Annotated in this window: 12 protein-coding genes and 2 tRNA genes; 8 read left to right on the forward strand and 6 right to left on the reverse strand. The window is 71.6% G+C overall.

Annotated features, from left to right (window positions below):
* Positions 1-27 precede the first annotated feature (27 nt).
* Positions 28-2,160: an FAD/NAD(P)-binding protein gene (locus DWB68_RS10540; protein ID WP_158588288.1), complete on the forward strand. Its 2,133-nt coding sequence runs from the start codon at positions 28-30 to the stop codon at positions 2,158-2,160.
* 96 nt (positions 2,161-2,256) lie between these two features.
* Here the strand turns inward: DWB68_RS10540 and DWB68_RS10545 are convergent.
* A tRNA-Ser gene (locus DWB68_RS10545) sits at positions 2,257-2,344 on the reverse strand.
* Positions 2,345-2,419: 75 nt separating this feature from the next.
* Positions 2,420-6,286, reverse strand: coding sequence for an ExeM/NucH family extracellular endonuclease (locus DWB68_RS10550; RefSeq protein ID WP_119425101.1), 3,867 nt, complete (start codon positions 6,284-6,286; stop codon positions 2,420-2,422).
* A gap of 365 nt (positions 6,287-6,651) precedes the next feature.
* On the opposite strand from DWB68_RS10550, the gene DWB68_RS10555 reads away from it, so the two are divergent.
* The 6 genes from DWB68_RS10555 (at position 6,652) to DWB68_RS10580 (ending at position 14,861) form a co-directional block, all read left to right on the forward strand.
* Positions 6,652-7,635, forward strand: a complete 984-nt coding sequence (locus DWB68_RS10555; RefSeq protein ID WP_119425102.1) for an NAD(P)H-quinone oxidoreductase — start codon at positions 6,652-6,654, stop codon at positions 7,633-7,635.
* Between the two features lie 127 nt (positions 7,636-7,762).
* Positions 7,763-10,111: a carbon starvation CstA family protein gene (locus DWB68_RS10560; RefSeq protein WP_119425103.1), complete on the forward strand. Its 2,349-nt coding sequence runs from the start codon at positions 7,763-7,765 to the stop codon at positions 10,109-10,111.
* Complete coding sequence (locus tag DWB68_RS10565; RefSeq protein WP_233548743.1) at positions 10,108-10,332, forward strand: YbdD/YjiX family protein; 225 nt, start codon at positions 10,108-10,110, stop codon at positions 10,330-10,332. The genes DWB68_RS10560 and DWB68_RS10565 overlap by 4 nt, the downstream gene beginning before the upstream one ends.
* A 118-nt stretch (positions 10,333-10,450) precedes the next feature.
* Positions 10,451-13,456 carry an alpha-mannosidase gene (locus tag DWB68_RS10570; protein WP_119425104.1) on the forward strand — a complete coding sequence of 1,002 codons (3,006 nt, stop codon included), beginning with the start codon at positions 10,451-10,453 and terminating at the stop codon, positions 13,454-13,456.
* 112 nt (positions 13,457-13,568) lie between these two features.
* Entirely contained in the window at positions 13,569-14,003 is a 435-nt protein-coding gene (locus tag DWB68_RS10575; RefSeq protein ID WP_119425105.1) for a hypothetical protein, read from the forward strand.
* Positions 14,004-14,015: 12 nt separating this feature from the next.
* Entirely contained in the window at positions 14,016-14,861 is an 846-nt protein-coding gene (locus DWB68_RS10580; protein ID WP_119425106.1) for an aldo/keto reductase, read from the forward strand.
* A gap of 407 nt (positions 14,862-15,268) precedes the next feature.
* On the opposite strand, the gene DWB68_RS10585 is transcribed toward DWB68_RS10580, so the two are convergent.
* The 4 genes from DWB68_RS10585 to tmk all read right to left on the reverse strand — a co-directional run bounded on the left by DWB68_RS10585 (position 15,269) and on the right by tmk (position 18,883).
* A tRNA-Thr gene (locus tag DWB68_RS10585) sits at positions 15,269-15,344 on the reverse strand.
* 106 nt (positions 15,345-15,450) lie between these two features.
* Complete coding sequence (locus DWB68_RS10590; RefSeq protein ID WP_119425107.1) at positions 15,451-17,025, reverse strand: alpha/beta hydrolase; 1,575 nt, start codon at positions 17,023-17,025, stop codon at positions 15,451-15,453.
* Positions 17,022-18,188 (reverse strand): DNA polymerase III subunit delta', encoded by a 1,167-nt coding sequence (locus DWB68_RS10595; RefSeq protein ID WP_119425108.1) that lies wholly within the window; start codon positions 18,186-18,188, stop codon positions 17,022-17,024. Before DWB68_RS10595 ends, DWB68_RS10590 begins: the two co-directional genes overlap by 4 nt.
* A complete protein-coding gene (gene tmk, locus DWB68_RS10600; RefSeq protein ID WP_119425122.1) occupies positions 18,185-18,883 on the reverse strand; it encodes a dTMP kinase in 699 nt (232 codons plus the stop codon). The genes DWB68_RS10595 and tmk overlap by 4 nt, the downstream gene beginning before the upstream one ends.
* 54 nt (positions 18,884-18,937) lie before the next feature.
* Between tmk and DWB68_RS10605 the strand changes: the two genes are divergently transcribed.
* The gene (locus DWB68_RS10605) at positions 18,938-20,101 is read left to right on the forward strand and encodes a trans-sulfuration enzyme family protein (RefSeq protein WP_119425109.1); all 1,164 of its coding nucleotides are present in this window, start codon (positions 18,938-18,940) and stop codon (positions 20,099-20,101) included.
* Position 20,102 lies beyond the last annotated feature (1 nt).

Genomic DNA, 20,102 nt, shown 5'->3' on the forward strand with positions numbered 1-20,102 from the left:
CCCACGCGCGGGGGTGGGAGCATGGCGGTGCCGGGCATTCCCGGCGGCAAGGACGTTGGCGGAGGCGGCATGGACACGGCACAGGGCACGACGGCGCGCGAGGGCTGGGGTGCGGACCCCGCCCCGGCGGGGGCCGGGACCGAGGCCCCTCTGGCGGCGCCGCGCCGCGTCGTCGTGATCGGCGCCGGGCCGCGCGGCACGAGCGCCGTGGAGCGGATCGTGTCACGCGCGGCGGCGGCCGCGGGCGGCTCGCCCAGCGAAGGGGCGGCGCCGCGCGTGCGCCTCGACGTCGTGGATCCGCACGAGCCGGGACCCGGCCACGTGTGGGCCACCGATCAGAACCGGCTCTTCCTCATGAACACGCCCAGCTTCTATCCCACGGCTGCGCCGGGCTTCAGCTTCGAGGACTTCCGGGCCGCGGGCGGTGGGGGCGCCAAACTCAGCGAGACCGAGGCCGCGGAGCTCGAGGCCCTGGGGCGCAATCAGTTCCCTCCGCGCGCGCTCTACGGCGCGTATCTGCGCGAGCTGTGGCGCCGGGTTGCCGCGCTCGCCGCCCGCACGGCCGGCGTGGACGGCCCGAACCACCACGCGCGCTCGGCCGTGGCCGTGGATCCCGACGTCAACGGCGGGTATCGCGTGGTGCTGGACGACGGGACCGTGCTGCATGCGGACGAGGTGATCCTGGCCTTGGGGCACGTGCCGGCGCGCCTGAGCCCCGAGCAGGAGGCCGTGGGCCGGGCCAGTGCGGGCCTCGGCGCGGGCTACCTTCCCCCGCACGTGCCGGCGGACGTTGACCACTCCGTCTTCCCCGCGGGCGAGCCGGTGCTGGTGCGCGGCATGGGCCTGAACTTCTTCGACCTCATGATCGCCCTCAGCGTGGGGCGCGGCGGCCGCTTCGAGTCAACGGGCGAGCCGGCGGGTCGGGCCCTGCGCTACGTGCCGTCCGGGCGGGAGCCGGTGCTCGTGGCCGGTGCCCGCCGCGGCGCTCCGTACCGCGCCAAGAGCGTGGGCGATAGCTTTGTGCCGCATGACGTGTTGCTGCGTCACCTGAGCTACGAGCGCGTGGTGGCGGCGGCCGGGCACGGCGTGGCCGGCCGGGTGCGCGGCACCGTGGACTTCGACCGTCACGTCTGGCCGCTCCTGCAGCGCGATGTGGTGGAGCACTACTACCGCGCGCTGGCGCAGGCCGAGCCGCACCTCTTCGGCGGCGGGCCGGACGGCTTCCTCGAGGAGCTCGCCGAGATCCTCGACGCCCCGTCGGACATCGGCGACGAGGTCTGGACCATCCGCGTCCGCGACCTGCTGCGCGAGGCCGCGCCGGAGGCGGAGTTCTTCGACATCCGTTCGCTCGCCAGGCCCTTCGCCGGGGTGGGTCACACGAGCGCCGAGGGCCACGCCCAGGCCGTGATCGAACTGCTCGAGGCGGACGCCGCGGGCGCCGCTCGCGGCGAGGCGGATCCCGAGCACCTGGCGATCGGGGCGCTGCACGCCGGCCGTCTGCTGGCCAAGCGGCTCGTGGCCGAGGGCATCGTGGACGAGCGCTCCGTTGCGGTGCAGGTGCGCGGCTGGTTCGAGCCGCTCGTGGAGGGGCTGGCCTCGGGGCCGCCGCTCGAACGCATCGAGCAGTTGGCCGCGCTGGCGCGCGCCGGGCTCGTGAAGATCGTGGGCCCGGAGCCCGCGTACGACTTCGACGACGAGCGCGGCGTCTTTGCCGTGTCCTCGCCGTGGGTGCAGGCCCCGCCGGTCGAGGCCCGCTGGATGGTGGAGGCCATGATGCCCGCCAATCGCGTTGCCGTGACGGACTCGGCGCTGCTGCGCGGGATCCTCGCCTCCGGGCTGGGGCGCCCGCGCCGCCGCGTCACGGCGGACGGCGAGGAGGTGCCCGGCTCGGGGCTCGACGTTTCGGGCGCCGACCGGCGCCTCGTCGGGGCCGACGGCTCCGTGCGCGAGAACCTGCACGTGCTGGGCCTGCAGCTCTCCTCGGTGCAGTGGGGCACGGCGATCGCGGCGGAGGCCGGCGCCGGCCCGCACGCCGGAGGCCTGAGCCTCGCCGACGCCGACGCGGTGGCCGCGAGCATCCTCACGCGGGCCGGGTTTGAGACCCCGGCCGCGGCCGGGGAGGCGCCCGACGCCGCGAGGCCGGGCTGGGTGCTGCCCTAGCGCCGGGAGGCAACCGCCCGCCGTCGGGCATTGCCCCGAAACCGACAATGACGCAGCCCCCACCCGTTTCCGGGTGGGGGCTGCGTCATTGATCCGCGGAAGGTAAGGGATTTGAACCCTTGGTGAGGGATTACCCCACACTGGTTTTCAAGACCAGCTCCTTAGGCCGCTCGGACAACCTTCCTCGACCCAAGCAGTCTAGGGGATGCCGCGGCGTGCCCGCGCACCGGGGTGCCCGCCGCGGCATCCGTGACCAGCGTCAGCGGCGGCTCAGATCGAAGCCGACGACGAGCGGATCGTGATCCGAGGAGCGCCGGGCGTCCTTGGAGTAGAGGTCCGTGACGTTGTTGTTGAAGCGGCTGTACTCGAAGGCCACCGACTCCGTGGAGTTGATGTTCCAGACCTCGCGGTCCTTCGCGGCCTGGGTGGCGGCCGCATTGGTGAAGACGTGATCAAGCGATCCGGTGCGGCCGCCGAACAGGTAGGTGCTCTGGCGGGTCAGGGCGCCCTGGTCGGTGTAGCCGGCGTCGGCGATGACCTTGATCGGGTCCTCCTGCGAGTAGGCGTTGAAGTCGCCGAGCAGGAAGATGTTCTTCACCTTCTTCTCGACCTGGAGCTTGGAAGCCCAGGCCACGAGGGCCTTGGCCTGCTCCACGCGCGCGGCGTTCCAGGCGCCCTGGCCGTCGCCCTTGTCCTTGTTCGCCTCATCGATGGGATCACCGGCGCGGTAGGACTTGGACTTGAAGTGGTTCACGATCGCCAGGAAGCGCTGATCCGTGGCGTGCTTGCCCTTGCCGGAGGTGACCGGCTCGAAGACCTGCGCGAGCGGCTCGCGCGCGTTCGCGAACGCCGCGTGGTGCAGCAGCTGCGGGCCCTCGCTCGGCTTCACGGTGCCCTTGCGGTAGATGAACGCCGTGCGGATGGCGTCCTCCGTGGCCGGGCCGTTGCCGATGCTCGGGATCCATGCCCACTCGCCGCGCTGGTTCGGCGAGGACTTCTCGGCGTTGTTCAGGCCCCACACGAGGCGGGCCAGGGTGGCATCGCGATCGGTGCCGAAGCGGGCGCCGTTCTCGATCTCCTCGAGCGAGAGCACGTCCACGTCGAGCGCGTTGATCGCGGAGACGAGCTTGTCCTCCTGGCGCTGGCGGTTGGCGTCGTTCGCGGCACCGCGGACGGTGCAGCCGTCCTTGACCGAGATCGGCGCGCCGGCGCGGTCCGTGTAGAACGTGCAGCCCGGGACCTTATCGCCCGTCGTGGTGAAGAAGTTCAGCACGTTGAACGAGGAGATCTTGATGTCGCTGCGCACGCGGGGCGCATCCTGCTTGGGCTGCTTGAACGTGGCCGGCTGGACGGTGGCCTTGTTCGCGTCGGTGAGGTGCGTGGTGGGCTGGAACTTCCAGGTGTCGTTGCGCCAATCGAGGATGACCGGCTGGTTGAACTTCGCGGTGGCGCCCACGCTGACGGGCGTCGCCTTGCGCAGGTACGGCAGGGGCGTGGCCTTGGCGGCAGCGTTCCCGAGGAAGTTGAGCGTGGATCCATCATCCAGACCCACGGCGCGGGAGAGGTTCTCCGCCTCGACCGCCGCCGCGCGGGCCGAACCCGGGCGGGCCACGTCTGTGGGCTGGGAGAGTGTCTTGACGCCCTTCACGAGCCGGGAGGTGCCCGTGGCGAGGGTGATCTCGCCGTACTGGTTCAGCTTGTAGTTATCGGCCACGGTGTACTCGCCGCGGGGAGAGACCAGCATGCCCTCGTAGCGCTCGCGCTCATCGGACGTGCGGGGCCAGGAGAGCTTGAGCGGCTTGACCTTGCCCTGGGCGGGCAGCACGGTGGCGCCGCCGGCGGGGACGGTCATCTGGGTGAGGCCGAAGTACTCGCCGGCCGTGCCGGTGACCTTGACGGTGTCGCCGATCTTGACCTGGCCCACGGTGTCCTTGGAGTACACGAACACGGCGCGGCTGGCCTTCTCGTGGCGTCCGGGCTTGCCGGGGGTCTGCAGGTAGTAGCCGTTGAAGCCACCCGTGGCGTACGTCGCGGTGACGACGCCCGTGGTGCTGACCTTCTTGCCCGCGTAGGTGGTCGCGGAGCCCGTGCCCTGGATCTGCGCGATGCTCAGCTCCTGGGCGGGGACGGCGGGAACCACGGAGGAGGGCAGGCGGACCGCGGTGCCCGTGGCGGCGGAGCGCAACTCGAGGCGCCCGGCGGCGAGGTCGGCCGGGGCGGTGAACGTGACGGTGGCCGAGTTCTCACCCGTCAGGCGGCCCGTGGCGTCCTTGACGTGCGTCACGGGGGCGGAGGCGAGCACGCGCTCGGCACCGTTCGTGGGCACCAGCACCAGCGACAGGGCGGCCGTCTCCGGCACGCCGTCGGAACCCAGGTCGGGGTGCTGCACCGTGAAGCTGTACTGCTTGTCCGGTTCCACGGCAGCGGGCACGCCCTGCAGGCCCACGCCGCGCGTGGAGTAGTCGGGCGTGAGCGGGGAGCCGGCCTTGACGTACGCCAGGAGCGCGTCGAAGTCGATGCCGCCGAGGTTCTGGTTGGACACCGCCTCGGTGAAGCCACCGAAGGCGTCGCCGCCGCCGGCCAGGAAGGACTGCGTTGCAACGGTGTACGTCGCGGCGGGGTCAAGCGGGGCGCCGTTGACCGTCACGGCGGTGACGCGATCGCCCACGGGCCGCGTGAGGTCGTAGCTGTAGGAGAGGTTCTTGGTGGTGCCGAGCGCGAGCTTCACCTCGGTGCCGGAGGCGTCCTTGCGCCACTGCTGCTCCAGCACGGCCTTGAGCGAGGAACCCTTGAGGGTGAGGCGGGAGAGCGTGTTGGCGAACGGGAAGACGTTGTAGACCTCCTTGACGGAGAGCCGGCCCACCGTGCCGGAGGCGACCTTGTCGTCGCTCGTGGCGGTGCGGCCGGTGCGCTTCGTGAAGAACTCGTCGCGCAGGCCGCCGGCGTTCATGAAGCCGATGACCTTGGAGGGATCCTCCGCGTTCACGGAGTGGGCCAGGGCCGTCGCTGCAAAGTTGCCGAGCGTCGACTCCTGGCTGCGGTCGCCGCCGGCCTTGCCCACGCCGTTGGGGTAGTAGTCGGTCGTGAGGTCGCCCTTGAGCTGGGCCGCCTCGCCGTCGCCCAGCTGGGCGGCCGTCGCGAGGGCCTCGTCCTCGATCTTCTTCACGGACGCGACCACGGGATCGGCGGCCGCCGCGGCGTTGACGTCGATGTCCTGCGGCACCGTCACGACGGACTGGGCGCCCACCGTCACGGCCCGGGTCTCGGGGTCCACGCTCAGGTCAACCGTGCCGAGGCGCTGGCCCGACTCGAAGGCCTGCAGCACCGGACGCTTGCCGTCGCCGCCGCCCGTGGAGAAGGAGTACTCGCGGTGCGTGTGCCCGTTGAAGATGACGTTGACGCGCGGGTCGGTCTTCTCGGCGATGTCCTTGAAGCCCACCGACGCGTTGGCCGCGGCGAGGGAGCTGCCGTCGGCCGCGCCCTCGTGGTAGCTCGCGATCACGACGTCTACGTCCGCCGGCAACGCCTTGACCTCGCGGTTGAGGGCCTCGACCGGGTCCTCGACGCGCAGGCCGCTCAGGCCGCTGGGGGAGACGAGGGTGGGAAGCTCGCTCGTCACCGCGCCGACCACCGCCACTTTGACGCCCTTGACGGTGAAGGTCGCGGAGCCCGGGAGCGCCGACTTGCCGGTCGCCGTGTCGATGACGTTGGCGGCGAGGTACGGGAAGTCGGCGGTGTCGCTGATGCGCCCCGCGAGGTCAGCGGCGCCCTTGTCGTACTCGTGGTTGCCAGCGGCCGAGGCCTTCACGCCGAGCGCGTTGAGGATCTTCAGCGTGGGGGTGTCCTGCTGGATCGAGGACGGGTACTTGGAGCCGCCCACCGAGTCGCCCGCGCTCGTCAGGATCGAGCCCTCGGGGTTCTTAGCGCGCCAGGCCTGCACGGCGGCGGCAAACTTCGTGGCGGTGCGAGCGTCGCTCAGATTGCCGTGAAAGTCGTTGAAGGACGCGATGGACAGCGTGATGGGGGCGGGCGCCGCGTGGGCCGGGACGGCAAGCCCCGTGAGCAGCAGGGCGGCGCTGGCGCCGAGGCCAACACCGGCCTTGAGGACGCCGGATGAGCCGGGCATGGGAGACCTCCTGGGGGAGAGAGCGTGACGAGTCCGAGCTTAGATCACACCGTGATGCATGGGGCAGGGGAAACACAGAGTTCTCCTGCCCGACGTCGGGTGCTCACCTCCCGCGCCCGGTGCGCGCCGGGTGGGTGGCCGGGTGGGGCGCCGGGTGGGCGAGCGCGGGGGCCGGCGGGCGGCGGGGAGTCCAAGCCCGGCGCGGGCCCCGGCCCCGCGGGCCCCGGGCCCGGCCCGCCCAAGGCGAGCGCTCGCCGTCGTGCCTTTCAACGACCCACAGCCCTCAAGAACTGGTGGCGCCGCCCTCGCCGTGGCACGGTGGGCACATGAGACTGCTACCCCCGCCGGACTCGATCCCCTCCACCATGAATGCCGCGCTGTTCACGGCGCCTGGCGGGCCGGAGGTCATCAAGGTCCAACGGGTGCCCGTCCCCGAGCCGGGGCCGGGCGAGGTGCTCATCCGCGTGGCGGCCGCCGGCCTCAACCGCGCCGATGTGCTCCAGCGCCAGGGGCACTACAACCCGCCGGAGGGGGCCACGCAGATCCCCGGGCTCGAGGTCTCCGGGACCATCGCCGCGCGCGGCCGCGGGGTGAGCGAGGAGTTCTGGCCCGACGGGGTGGAGGTCTGCGCTTTGCTCTCGGGCGGCGGCTACGCCGAGTTCGTGGCCGTCTCGAGCGCGCAGGTGCTGCACGTTCCCGAGGGGGTGAGCCTCGAGGCGGCGGCCAGCCTGCCCGAGGTCGCCTGCACCGTGGTCTCCAACCTGTCCCACACCGTCCAGACGCATCCGGGCCAGTGGGTCCTGGTGCACGGCGGCTCGGGCGGCATCGGCAGCTTTGCCCTGCAGTACCTGCGCGAGCTTGGAGCGCACACCATCGCGACCGGCTCGGGCGAGGAGAAGCTGGCCTGGGCCCGCGCACACGGCGCTCAGCACACCATCGACTACCGCACCGAGGACTTTGTGCAGCGGGTCAAGGAGATCACCGCGGGGGCCGGCGCGGACGTCATCCTGGACGTCGTGGGGGCCAAGTACCTGGCCGCGAACGTTGACGCGCTCGCCGTGGGCGGGCGGATCGTGACGATCGGCTTCACCGGCGGCACGCGCGGCGAGCTGGACCTGCGCGCGCTCATGAACAAGCAGGGTGGCATCTTCTCCGTGGCGCTGCGCTCGCGGCCGGAGGAGGAGAAGGCGGCGATCATCGCCTCCGTGGGCCAGCGGGTCTGGCCGCTCGTGGAGGCGGGGCGGATCCGCACCGACGTGGACCGTGTTTTCGGCCTGCACCAGGCGGATCAGGCGCACGCGTACTTCGATTCGGGCGAGCATCGGGGCAAGGTGCTGCTGCGCGTGTGACGGGGTGTCGGGGCCGAAGCCCTTGTGCTGTGGTCAGACCGGAGTACGCTACGAGGCTGATAGGTCACACCAATGGGTGACCTGCGCGTCGTCACGCACCGATCACCGCACCGAGGAGGACACCCGCATGTCCCATGCATCCACCCACACCGCCGGGCGGCCTCCCGCCGGCGTGGACTCAGAGGTCCTTGACCGCGAGGAGCGCCGCCGCACGCCGCTGCGCATCGCGATCTGGGTCGCGATCTCGTTGCTCGGCGCCGTGGCCTGGTCGGTCCTCGCGCTCAACCGCGGCGAGAGCATCAACGCCGTCTGGTTCGTCTTTGCCGCGGTGTGCACCTACCTCGTGGCCTACCGCTTCTACGCCAAGTTCATCGAGCGCAAGCTGGTCAAGCCCGACGACTTCCGCGCCACCCCGGCCGAGGTCAAGGACAACGGCCAGGACTACATGCCCACCGACCGCCGCGTGCTCTTTGGGCACCACTTCGCGGCGATCGCCGGCGCCGGACCGCTGGTTGGCCCCATCCTGGCGGCCCAGATGGGCTACCTGCCCGGCACCATCTGGATCATCGTGGGCGTGGTGCTCGCGGGCGCCGTGCAGGACTACCTGGTCATGTTCTTCTCGATGCGCCGCGGCGGACGTTCCCTGGGCCAGATGGCCCGCGAGGAGCTGGGCGTCATCGGCGGCACGGCCGCGATCATCGCCACGATCCTCATCATGATCATCATTACCGCCATCCTGGCGCTCGTGGTGGTCAACTCCCTCGGCGAATCCGCATGGGGCGTCTACTCCGTGGGCCTGACCATCCCGATCGCGCTCTTCATGGGCGTCTACCTGCGCTGGATCCGCCCGGGCAAGGTCATGGAGATCTCCGTGATCGGCTTCGTCCTGCTGCTCTTTGCGATCATCTCCGGCCGCTGGGTCGCCGAGTCCGCGTGGGGCGCCGAGTTCTTCCACCTGAACAAGACCACGCTCGCGTGGGCCATCATCATCTACGGCTTCGTGGCCGCGGTGCTGCCCGTGTGGCTGCTCCTGGCCCCGCGCGACTACCTCTCCACCTTCATGAAGATCGGCGTCATCGCCCTGCTGGCGATCGCGATCCTCGTGGTGCACCCCACCCTCGAGGTGCCCAAGGTCTCCGACTTCGCCTTCCGCAACGACGGCCCGGTGGTCTCCGGCCAGCTCTTCCCGTTCCTCTTCGTGACGATCGCGTGCGGCGCCCTCTCCGGCTTCCACGCCCTCATCTCCTCCGGCACCACGCCGAAGCTCGTGGAGAAGGAGCGCCAGACCCGCTTCCTCGGCTACGGCGGCATGCTCATGGAGTCCTTCGTGGCGATCATGGCCCTCGTGGCCGCGCTCTCGATCGACCGCGGCATCTACTTCGCCATGAACTCCTCCGTGGCCGCGACGGGCGGCACGGTCGAGGGTGCCGTGGCCTTCGTGAACTCGCTCGGCCTGACCGGCGTGCACGTCACGGGCCAGGAGCTCACCGACCTCGCCGCCAACGTGGGCGAATCCAGCATCGTCTCCCGCACGGGCGGCGCGCCCACGCTGGCCGTGGGCATCGCGCACATCATGCAGCAGTGGTTCGGCGGCACCGCCATGATGGGCTTCTGGTACCACTTCGCCATCATGTTCGAGGCGCTCTTCATCCTCACGGCCGTGGACGCCGGCACCCGCGTGGCGCGCTTCATGCTCCAGGACGCGGTGGGCAACTTCATCCCGAAGTTCAAGGACACCTCGTGGAAGCTCGGCTCCTGGATCGCCACCGCCATCATGGTGGCCGGCTGGGGCTACATCCTGATCCTCGGCGTGACCGATCCGCTCGGCGGCATCAACACCTTCTTCCCGCTCTTCGGCGTTTCCAACCAGCTGCTCGCGGCGATCGCGCTCGCGGTGGTCATGGCGATCGTGGCCAAGCGCGGCCAGCTCAAGTACCTCTGGATCGTTGCCGTGCCGCTCGCCTTCACCGTGGTGGTCACGACCGCCGCGTCCTGGCAGAAGATCTTCTCGCCGCTTCCCTCCATCGGGTACTGGGCGCAGAACGCGGCCTATCGCCAGGCCCTCGCCGACGGCAAGAGCAGCTTCGGCGCCGCGAAGGACACTGCGGCCATGGAGGCCGTGGTCCGCAACACCACGGTCCAGGGCACGCTCTCCATCGTGTTCCTCGTGCTCACCCTGACGGTCGTGGCGACCGCCGTGGTGGTCACGCTGCGCCAGTTCCGCGGCCCGCAGGGCGACACGACCGAGGACCCGTTTGTCCCGTCCGCGATCTTTGCGCCGGCGGGGCTGGTTCCCTCCGCCGCCGAGCGCGAGCTCGAGGGTGAGTGGGCCGCCTACAAGGCGGGCGTGTCGACGCACGACGGCGGCAGCCCGGCCTCCGCGCACGGCCCGGCTTCCGCCGGGCGGGGCTCGGGCTCGGGCGACGGCGCGTCCGGTTCCGGCGGCTCCGGCGCCGGGGCCGAGGGGGAGCGGTGAGCGCCGCCTCCCCGGCCCCGCGCCGGGAGGCGAGGGGCCCGCTCACGCTCCTGCGCGGCGTCGGGCGCTACCTCAATTCCGTGCTGGGTGGCGACCGCTACGCCCGCTACCTGGAGTTTCATGCGCGCCACCACGCCGGCGCGGAACCCCTGAGCGAGCGCGAATATTGGCGCGCCTATCACGCGCACCAGGACGCCCATCCGGAGGGTCGCTGCTGCTGAACAGCGTGAGAAAAAACGGCGGGAGGGTCGCGTTGCGGCCCTCCCGTTGCGCTTTCGCGGTAGTTTGGTCCATCCGAGTGATGAGGGGCATCGCTGGGGCGTTTCCGAAGGGACCACCGTGCACGACGAGAGCAATCTGACCACTGGGAGGGCGCGCCGGGTGCTGGGCGAGCGCATCCGCCCGGAGATCTACGGCGAGCGTGTTCAGCTCACGCTGGAGGCCGCCGAACTGCCCGGGGAACCCATCGAACCGGCGCTGGGGCCCGGTCTCGAGTACGCGCCGTTCGAGCTCGGATCGGCGTGGGGCCCGGCGTGGGGGACCACCTGGTTCCGCCTGCGCGGCACCGTGCCGGAGGGCTGGGCGGGGCTCGAGTACGAGGGCGTCGTTGACCTTGGTTTCGATGCCGACACTCCGGGCTTCCAGTGCGAGGCGCTCGTCTACCGCCCCGACGTGACGCCGCTCAAGGCCCTGAACCCGCGCAACCAGTGGGTGCCCATCGAGGCAGGGCCGGGTGGCTCGGTGGAGCTGTACCTCGAGGCGGCCTCCAACCCCATCCTGCTCGAACGCCACCCCTTCCTGCCCACGCAGCAGGGTGACCTGGCCACGGCCTCGCGGGCGCCGCTGTACCGCCTGGTGCGCGCCGAGCTGGCCGTGCGCCGGCCCGAGGTCGCGGCGCTCGTGGAGGACCTCGAGCTGCTCCTGCAGCTGCAGGAACAGCAGCCGGCTGGTTCGCTGCGCGCCGTCATGCTCGAGAGCATCGACAACGCCCTGAACGTGCTGCTCCTCGACGACATCGCGGGGACGGCGGCGGCGGCGCGCGCGGAGCTCGCGCCCGTGCTCTCGGCCCACGGCGGCCAGGTCCGCCACCACATCGCGGCGATCGGGCACTCCCATATCGACACCGCGTGGCTTTGGCCGCAGCGCGAGACGATCCGCAAGGTCGCCCGCACCATGTCGAGCATGACCACGCTCCTGGAGCTGGACCCCGACTTCCGCTTTGGCATGTCCAGCGCCCAGCAGTACGCCTGGCTCAAGGAGCACCGCCCCGAGGTCTACGCGCGCGTCAAGGCGGCCGTGGCCGCGGGCCGCTTCGAGCCGCTCGGCGGCATGTGGGTCGAGTCCGACACCGTCATGCCCTCCGGCGAGGCCATGGTCCGCCAATTCCTCGAGGGGCAGCGCTTCTTCGAGGAGGAGTTCGGCAAGCGCTCCCGCGGCGTCTGGCTTCCGGACTCCTTCGGCTACTCGCCGGCGCTGCCGCAGCTCATCCGGCGCGCGGGCTTCGAATGGTTCTTCACCCAGAAGATCTCCTGGAACCAGGTCAACACCTTCCCGCACCACACCTTCTTCTGGGAGGGGATCGACGGCTCGCGGGTGCTCACGCACTTCCCGCCCATGGACACCTACAACGCCCAGCTGCTGGGCGACGAGCTCGCCCGCGCTGAGCGGCAGTTCCGCGATGCGCGGCGGGCCAGCGGCTCCATCGCGCCCGTGGGCTGGGGCGACGGCGGCGGCGGCACCACGCGCGAGATGCTCGAACGCGTCAAGCGCCTCGGCGACCTGGACGGCGCGCCCAAGGTGCGCTGGGAGTCACCGGACGAGTTCTTCGAGCGCACCGCGGCCGAGGTGCCGGACGCGCCGGTGTGGGTGGGGGAGCTCTACCTCGAGCTGCACCGCGCCGTCACGACGAGCCAGCACCACACCAAGGCCGGAAACCGCCGCAGCGAGCACCTGCTGGTCGAGGCCGAGTGGTGGGCCACCGCCGCGTGGATCCGGGCGGGTCTCGAGTACCCGCACGAGGAGCTGCAGGCCCTGTGGCGGATCGTGCTGACGCACCAGTTCCACGACATCCTGCCGGGCACCTCAATCGCGTGGGTGCACCGCGAGGCCGTGGCGACCTACGCCGACGTCGCGGCGCGCCTGGAGGCCATCATCGAGGCCTCCCTGCGCGCGCTCGTGGGGGAGGGGCAGCTGGAGCTGAGCGCCAACCCCACCTCCTTCCTCACCGACGGGGTGGCCGCCGGCGCCGTGTCCGAGGCGCTGGAGGACCCGAGCGCGTCCTCCGTGCGCGAGGCCGACGGCGTGACGTACCTGGAGAACGAGCAGGTCAGCTTCGGCTTCGACGCGGCCGGGCTGCTGGTGCACGCCGTGGACTTGCGCAGCGGCCGGGACTACGCCGTGCCCGGACGGCCGGGCAACCTCTTCCAGCTGCACCAGGACTTCCCCAACCAGTGGGACGCCTGGGACGTTGACCGCTTCTACCGCGAGACCGTCACCGACCTGGCGGAGGTGCAGGGCCCGCGGGCCTGGGTCGAGGACGGCGAGGCGCGCCTGGAGCTGCGGCGGGGCTTCGGTTCTTCGGAGCTGACGCAGACCTTCACGCTGCGCCCGTCCGAGACCTCGGTGCGCGTGCACCAGGTGACGGACTGGAACGAGCGTGAGAAGTTCCTCAAGCTCGCTTTCCCGCTCTCCGTGTGGGCCAAGGAGTCGATCGCCGAGACGCAGTTCGGCTTCGCCTCCCGCCCCACCCACGTGAACACCTCGTGGGAGAACGCGAAGTTCGAGACCTCCATGCAGCGCTGGGTCATGGTCCCGGACCGCGACGGCGCCGTGGCCCTCGCCAACGACTCCAGCTACGGCTTCGACGTCACGCGCGACGTCCTGGACGGCGCCGGCGTGGTCACCACCCTGCGCCTGTCAGTGCTGCGCGCCCCGCGCTACCCGGACCCCGAGACGGACCAGGGCCGCCACGAGCACCGCTACGCGCTGCAGCTGGGCGGCACCGAGCTCACGGCCACGGAGCTGGCCCACGGGCTCAACGCCCCGCGTCGGGCGGTGCGCGGCGCCCACCCCGTGGAGCCGCTCGTCACGGTGAGCGGCGAGGGCGTGCTGCTCGACGCCGTCAAGCCGGCCGCCGATCGTTCCGGCGACCTCATCGTGCGCGTGCACGAGGCGACGGGCCACCACGCCGCCGCCGAGGTGCGCCTGGATGTGCCCTTCAGCGCCGTGCACGAGGTCTCGCTGCTCGAGGACGCGCCGCAGGCCGTCTCGGTGGGCGAGGACCGCGCCGTGCGGCTCGGCCTCACGCCCCTGTCCGTGCGGACCCTGCGCTTCGTGCTCTCCTGAACCGCGCGGCGTCGGGCGCGTGGTTGAAGGCCCGACGCCGCGTGGTTGCGCGAGAGCCTCGTGTCGCCTTGCGGCCACGGACCTTTCGTGACGCGGCTGTAGGCTAATGCGCATGGGTCTCTTTTCTGCGCTGCGCGGTTCTCGCTCCGAGGACCGCGAGCTGGGGCTCGGCCTCTGGCGGGTGGACCACGACCGCTTCCGCCGGGCGATCGACCGCTTCCACCAGGTGCTCGAGGGCACGGAGGACGACGCGCTCTACGCCTTGCTGCTGCCGCAGGCCGACCGCCTCGGTGAGCTCGTGGATCGCGTGCGCACGGTGTGCGCCCGCGGGCACCGCGAGCACCCCGTGGACGGTTCCGACGTCCCCGGCGCCGTGGAACCCGTGCACCGCGCCCTCTCCCGCGCGGCGAACGATGCAGCCACGGCGGCGCAGGCAGCAGCCATGTCCCGCTTCGAGTCCGACCCCGCCGCCGTGCTCGCCACGGTGGCGCGCCGCGTCGATACGGTCGAGGCGAGGGTCTCCGAGGCGGAGAACGCCTGGCAGTGACAGGATGGGGGCATGAGCGAACTCATTTCCCCCGAACTGACGTTTAACGACGGAAACACGATCCCGCAGCTGGGCTACGGCGTGTGGCAGGTCAAGGACGACGTGGCCGAGGACGTGGTGCAGCAGGCGCTGGCCGCCGGCTACCGTCACATCGATACCGCCGCGATCTACGGCAACGAGGCCGGCGTGGGCCGCGCCCTGGCCGCCACCGACGTGGCCCGCGAGGACATCTTCGTGACCACCAAGGTGTGGAACTCCGAGCAGGGCTACGAGAAGACCCTCGCCGCCTTCGAGGTCTCCATGGAGAAGCTCGGCCTCGAGACCCTCGATTGCTACCTGATCCACTGGCTCCAGCCCAAGCGCGGCACCTACGTCGACACGTGGAAGGCGCTCGTCGAGCTGCAGAAGCAGGGCCGCGTGAAGACCATCGGCGTCTGTAACTTCACCGCCGAGACCCTGGACGAGCTGATCGAGGCCACGGGCGTCACTCCCGCCATGCTGCAGATCGAGACGCCCCCGTACTTCCCGCAGAACGAGCTGCGCGCCTACTGCGCCGACAAGGGCATCCTGCACGAGTCCTGGTCCCCGCTCGGCAACGGCTCCGGCCTGCTGGAGGAGCCCGTGCTCGCCGAGATCGGTGCGCGCATCGGCGCCACCCCGGCCCAGGTCGTCCTCGCATGGCACCGCCAGCGCGGCTCCGTGGTGATCCCCAAGTCGATCACGCCTTCGCGCATCGTGGAGAACTACGAGTCCCTCGCCGTGACGCTCTCCGACGCCGACCTGGCGCTCGTTGACGGCCTGGACAAGGGCGCCGAGGGCCGCATCGCCTCGGACCCGGCCGAGGCCGACTTCGCCTGATCCTCGCCGTGCGCGGGCCACGTGGTCCGCGTCTGGCTCATCTGGTCCGCGGATGGCTCACCCCGGTGAGCCGTTCGCGGACCTTGTGTTTCCGGTTGTTTCCGGGCGGCCGCGCCCGAGGGGCGCGGGGCCTGGACGGCGCAACCCGACCCCGCGCCGTCGGGCATGTGCCTCCCCCTTGTCCGCGTACTGACCAGTAGGTCCGCTCGCGGGCCCCGACTGAGGCGAAAATCGGACCAGGCAGCGCGCAGCGTCCTCCTGCTCACCGCGCGGCGGCTGGTCCGATTTTTTGCTCCCGGTGGCCTAGGGCCGGACCGACTGGTCAGTACGCGGTGTGTGTGGGGGGCGGAGCAGGGCCTCCAGGGACGCGAAAGGCCCGGAACCGATGCGGTTCCGGGCCTTCGAAGTGGAGCCCCCTGCCAGAATCGAACTGGCGACCTTTTCATTACGAGTGAAACGCTCTACCGACTGAGCTAAGGAGGCCGGTGGTCAAAAGATCACCGTTTGTGGCGTTGCGGCCACAGGAGAAAACCTTACCGGGTGCAAACCGCTTCGGTCAAAACGAGGTCACCACGCGGCGCCCGGCCCCTCAGCAGCGCGCGCCGGACTCCGGCAGCGTCCCCTTCACGAGGAAGGCGTCAACCGCCGCGGCGACGCACTGATTGGAGCGCCCGTAGGCCGTGTGGCCCTCTCCCTCCCACGTGAGCACGCGCGAGTTCGGCAGCTGCTTCGAGAGCGCCTCGGACCAGGCGTAAGGGGTCGCGGGATCGCCCGTGGTCCCCACGATGAGGATCGGGGCCAGATCGGCCGAGCCCTTGATCGCGGCCGGTGCCTCCGTCTGGGCGGCGGGCCACTGCGAGCACGCGTCGTCGTAGCCCATGTAGCGGCCGAAGAACGGCGCCTTCTTCTCGAACTCCTTGCCGCGCGCGAGGATCGAGGCGGCATTGCCGTCCCCGTGCGAGTAGTCCTGGCAATTGATCGCGGTGAACGCGTCGTTCGTGTTGGAGTAGCTGCCGTCCTCGGCGCGGTCGCTCGAGAGGTCGGCGAGGGCCATGAGGTCCGTGGCGTCGCCGTCCTGGATCGCCGAGGCCAGCCCCTGCGTCACGCGCGGCGCGTTGCGCGGCTCGTAGAGCGCCAGCAGGATCGCCTGCACGGCGTCGAAGGCCGTGAACACGCGCCCGTCCTGCAGGTCCAGGGGCGAGGCTTCGAGGCCGTGCACCCACTGCGTCAGCGCCGCGCGGGCCTCGCTCGCCGTGCCCGGGAAGGGGCAGGCCCCGCCGTCCACGCAGTCCTGCAGGAACAGGTCGAGCGCGCGCTCGAAGGCCTCGGCCTGGGCACCGCCCACGGCGTCTGCGTCGAGCGAGGGGTCCATGGCCCCGTCCAGCACCAGCCGGCCCACGGTGGCGGGGAAGAGCTCCGCGAAGGTGGCACCGAGCTTGGTTCCGTAGGAGTAGCCGAGGTAGTTCAGCTTCGCGTCGCCCAAGGCGTTGCGGATGATGTCCAGGTCGCGCGCTGCATTCTTGGTGCCCAGCTGCCCCAGCAGGCCGGCGGGGGAGTTGGCCTCGCAGGCCTTGGCGTAGGCGGAGGAGTCCTGGAGGAGCTCGCCCACCTGGGCCTCGTCGGCGGGGATGGACGCGGCCGCGCGGCGCTGGTCGTTCTCCTTGCCGCTGAGGCACTTGACGGCAGTGGACTCGCCCACGCCGCGCGGGTCGAAGCCCACCACGGCGTACTCGTTCCTGACGTCCTCGCCGAAGGAGTACGCGCCGCCGTTGCGCAGGTAGGAGACGCCGGAGCCGCCGGGCCCGCCGGGGTTGATGACCAGGGACTGGCGGCCCTGGACGGCGTCGCGCTCGCGGATGAGGGCGAGCTTGATCCGCTCGCCGTCCGGTTTCTCGTAGTCGAGGGGTGCCTGGACGCTGGCGCACACGAAGCCGCCGTTGCAGTCCTCCCACGTCACCTTTTGCGCGTAGTAGCTCTCCAGCCCGGCCGGGGCGGGCGTGGCTGCCGCGTCCCCCGCGCCGTCGGACGCCGAGGGCTGGGACGTGCCGGGCAGCGTGCAGCTGGCCAACAAGAGCCCGACGGCGGCCAGGCCGGCCGCGAGCGCCCGGAACGGGCGGCGCGGGGCACGGGAAGGACGGGCGGACGCTGAGCGCGGGGGTGTCACGAGGTGGCTCCGTTACGGGGCGAGGCGATGAGGGAGGTCATGAGCGATTCGAGCGCCAGCAGCGCCTGCACGTTGCCGATGATGCGGCGGCGGGCCACGGCGATGGCGTCGATCGCGGCGAGGGAGTGCGCGGCGGAGGTGCCGGCGGCGTAGCGCCGCAGCGGCTCGCCGAGGTGCTCGTTCACGAGCTCCTGCGCGGTCCCGAGCTGCAGGGTCAGCGTGTCGCGGAAGAAGGTCGTGAGGTCGATCAGGGCGCGGTCGATCGCGTCCGTGGTGCCGCGGCGGGCGCGACGCTTGGCGGCGTCGGCGAGGCCCTTGAAGTGGCTGCGCAGCTGCGGCGGGATGGCCTCCTCCGGCGCGAGGCCGAGCTGGGCGCGCAGCCGCGCCTCGTCGGCCTGCTCACGCGAGGAGGCCTCGGACTCCGCCTCGGCCGTGGTGAGCTCGAGGAAGCGGGCGGCGGCCTCCATCGCGGCGGGAAGCGTGGGCAGGTGCAACGGCAGCGCCACGACCTGCTCGCGGCGCGTGCGGGCGCCCTCGTCGCGGGCGAGGCGCCTGGCCACGCCGATGTGCCCCTGCGAGACGCGCGCGGCAAAGGCCGCCTGCTCGGGCGTCAGCCCGTCGCGGCGCACCAGCAGCTCGGTGACGGAGGCGGTGTCTGGCACGCGCAGGCTCACGCCGCGGCAGCGGGAGCGGATGGTGACGAGGACGTCGGCGGGGGAGGGCGCGCACAGGATCCAGACCGTGTGCGGCGGCGGCTCCTCGATGGCCTTGAGCAGCACGTTGGTGGTGCGCTCGGTCATGCGGTCTGCGTCTTCGATGACGATGATGCGCCAGTCGCCGCGCGAGGGCTTGTCTTGTGCCTTGCCGATCAGCTCGCGCACATCGGCGATGGCGTAGCTGACGTTTTCGGTGCTGATCATGGCGACGTCGGGGTGGGCGCCGCCGAGCACCAGCCGGCAGGCCTCGCATACGCCGCAGCCGCGGGGCTGCTCGGCCGGCGCCTCGCATTCGAGCGCGGCGGCGAAGGCGCGCGCGGCGTTGCTGCGGCCCGAGCCGGGCGGGCCGGTGAAGAGCCACGCATGCGTGGGGTTGCCCAGCTGGGCCGTCTTGGTGAGCGTGGCGACCGTGCCCTCCTGCCCCGGCAGATCGTCCCAGACGCTCATCGGGCGCTCCCGGCCGCCGCCTCGGCGCGCGTGCGGCGCAGCGTGGTGACGGCGTCGGTGATCCGCGCGGTGATCTCGTCCTGGGACAGGGTCGCGTCGATGACCACGAATCGCTCGGGCGCGGCGGCCGCGAGCTGCAAGAAGGCCTCGCGGATGGAGGCGTGCCACGCATCGGGTTCGGATTCGAGGCGGTCCTCGTCGCGGCGCCCGGCGGTGCGCCGTGCCCGGCCGTCCTCGGGGGAGATGTCCAGCAGGAAGGTCAGGTCGGGGGAGAGCCCGCCGGTCGCGAAGCGGTTGAGCTCGGAGACCTCGTCCAGCCCCAGATCGCGGCCGAAGCCCTGATAGGCGAGCGAGGAGTCGACGAAGCGATCGCAGACCACCACGTCGCCGCGGCGCAGGGCCGGGCGGATGACCTGGTCCACGTGGGAGGCGCGGGCCGTCGCGTAGAGCAGCGCCTCGGTGCGGGCGTCGATGGGGCCATGCCCGTGCTCCAAGACCAGGGAGCGCAGCGTCTCTGCGAGCGGGGTGCCGCCGGGCTCGCGGGTGCGCACCACGCGCTCACCGGCGCTCACGAGGGCCGTGGTCAGGCGCGCGGCCTGCGTGGACTTGCCTGAGCCGTCGCCGCCCTCGAAGGTCACGAAGAGACCGGGGCCCGACTCGGGGGCGGTGGGGGTGGCAGGCGGGAAAGAACTCACCTCCCCAGCGTAACGGGCCACCCCGCGCGCTAGCGGCGGTCCTAGGCTGTGCGCATGAGCTCTGCCGACTCTTCCTCCCTGCACCCGAGTACGGTCGTCGTGGCCCTGTGCCGCCCCGAGCGAAACGCGGATGCGCCACTGAATCCGCCCATTGTTCTCTCGTCCACGTTCGTGGGGGACGGGGCTCCAGCTCCGGGGGATCGGGTCTATGCGCGGTACACGAACCCGAGCTGGGAGCCGCTCGAGGAGGCCGTCGCCGAGCTGGAGGGTTCGGATCATCCGGCCCTGGCCTACGCCTCCGGCATGGCGGCCGTGAGCGCCGCCTTCTCGCTCGTGCCGATCGGCGGCACGGTGGTGGTCCCCGCCTCGGCCTACAACGGAACGGTGGGGCTGGCCCGCACCCTGGCCGAGGACGGCGCCCTGAGCGTGCGCGAGGTGGATCCCGCCAACACGGAGGACGTCATCGCGGCCCTGCCCGGCGCGGATCTGCTGTGGCTCGAGTCGCCCACCAACCCGCTCCTCGACGTCGCCGACGTCCCCGCGCTGGTCGCGGCCGCCAAGCAGCACGGCGTGCTCGTGGTGGTGGACAACACCTTCAGCACCCCGCTGCGTCAGCGCCCGCTGGAGCTGGGCGCCGACGTGGTGGTTCACTCCGCCACGAAGTTCATCGCTGGCCACTCCGATGTGCTCATGGGTCTCGTGGTCGTCGCCGACGGCGCCCTGCGGACCAGGCTGGCCGGGCGCCGCACCCTCGCCGGCTCGGTGCCCGGCCCCTTCGAGGCGTGGCTGGCCCTGCGCGGCCTGCGCACCATGGCCCTGCGCCTGGATCGCGCCGAGGCGAGCGCCGCCGAGCTCGCGGCCCGGCTCGAGGCCGAGTCGGCGCTGTCCCGCGTGCGGTATCCGGGCCTGGCCTCTCACCCGCATCACGCGCGCGCCGCGGCCCAGATGAGCGGCTTCGGCGCCGTGATCTCCATCGAGTTCGAGGGCGGCGAGGACGCGGCGGTGCGCTTTGTCCGCGGGCTCGATCTGTTCACCCCGGCCACGAGCCTGGGCGGCGTCGAGTCGCTCGTGGAGCGCCGCCGTCGCCACCCGGGCGAGCCGGAGGCCGTGCCGGTGAGCCTCGTGCGCCTGAGCATCGGCATCGAGCACGTGGAGGATCTCTGGGCGGATCTGCAGCGGGGCCTGCGCGCCGCCGCCGGGACCGCGGGCGCGGCCTGAC

Origin of the sequence: Galactobacter valiniphilus (genome assembly GCF_003575975.1) — a bacterium.
GTDB classification, from domain to species: Bacteria; Actinomycetota; Actinomycetes; order Actinomycetales; family Micrococcaceae; genus Galactobacter; species Galactobacter valiniphilus.

What these genes read in the sequence shown, in the direction of transcription:
- DWB68_RS10605 (WP_119425109.1), top strand. Translation starts at nt 18,938, where the DNA reads ATGAGCTCTGCCGACTCTTCCTCCCTGCACCCGAGTACGGTCGTCGTG.
- DWB68_RS10575 (WP_119425105.1), top strand. Translation starts at nt 13,569, where the DNA reads ATGGGTCTCTTTTCTGCGCTGCGCGGTTCTCGCTCCGAGGACCGCGAG.
- DWB68_RS10580 (WP_119425106.1), top strand. Translation starts at nt 14,016, where the DNA reads ATGAGCGAACTCATTTCCCCCGAACTGACGTTTAACGACGGAAACACG.
- DWB68_RS10595 (WP_119425108.1), bottom strand. Translation starts at nt 18,188, where the DNA reads ATGAGCGTCTGGGACGATCTGCCGGGGCAGGAGGGCACGGTCGCCACG.
- DWB68_RS10555 (WP_119425102.1), top strand. Translation starts at nt 6,652, where the DNA reads ATGAATGCCGCGCTGTTCACGGCGCCTGGCGGGCCGGAGGTCATCAAG.
- DWB68_RS10550 (WP_119425101.1), bottom strand. Translation starts at nt 6,286, where the DNA reads ATGCCCGGCTCATCCGGCGTCCTCAAGGCCGGTGTTGGCCTCGGCGCC.
- DWB68_RS10560 (WP_119425103.1), top strand. Translation starts at nt 7,763, where the DNA reads ATGTCCCATGCATCCACCCACACCGCCGGGCGGCCTCCCGCCGGCGTG.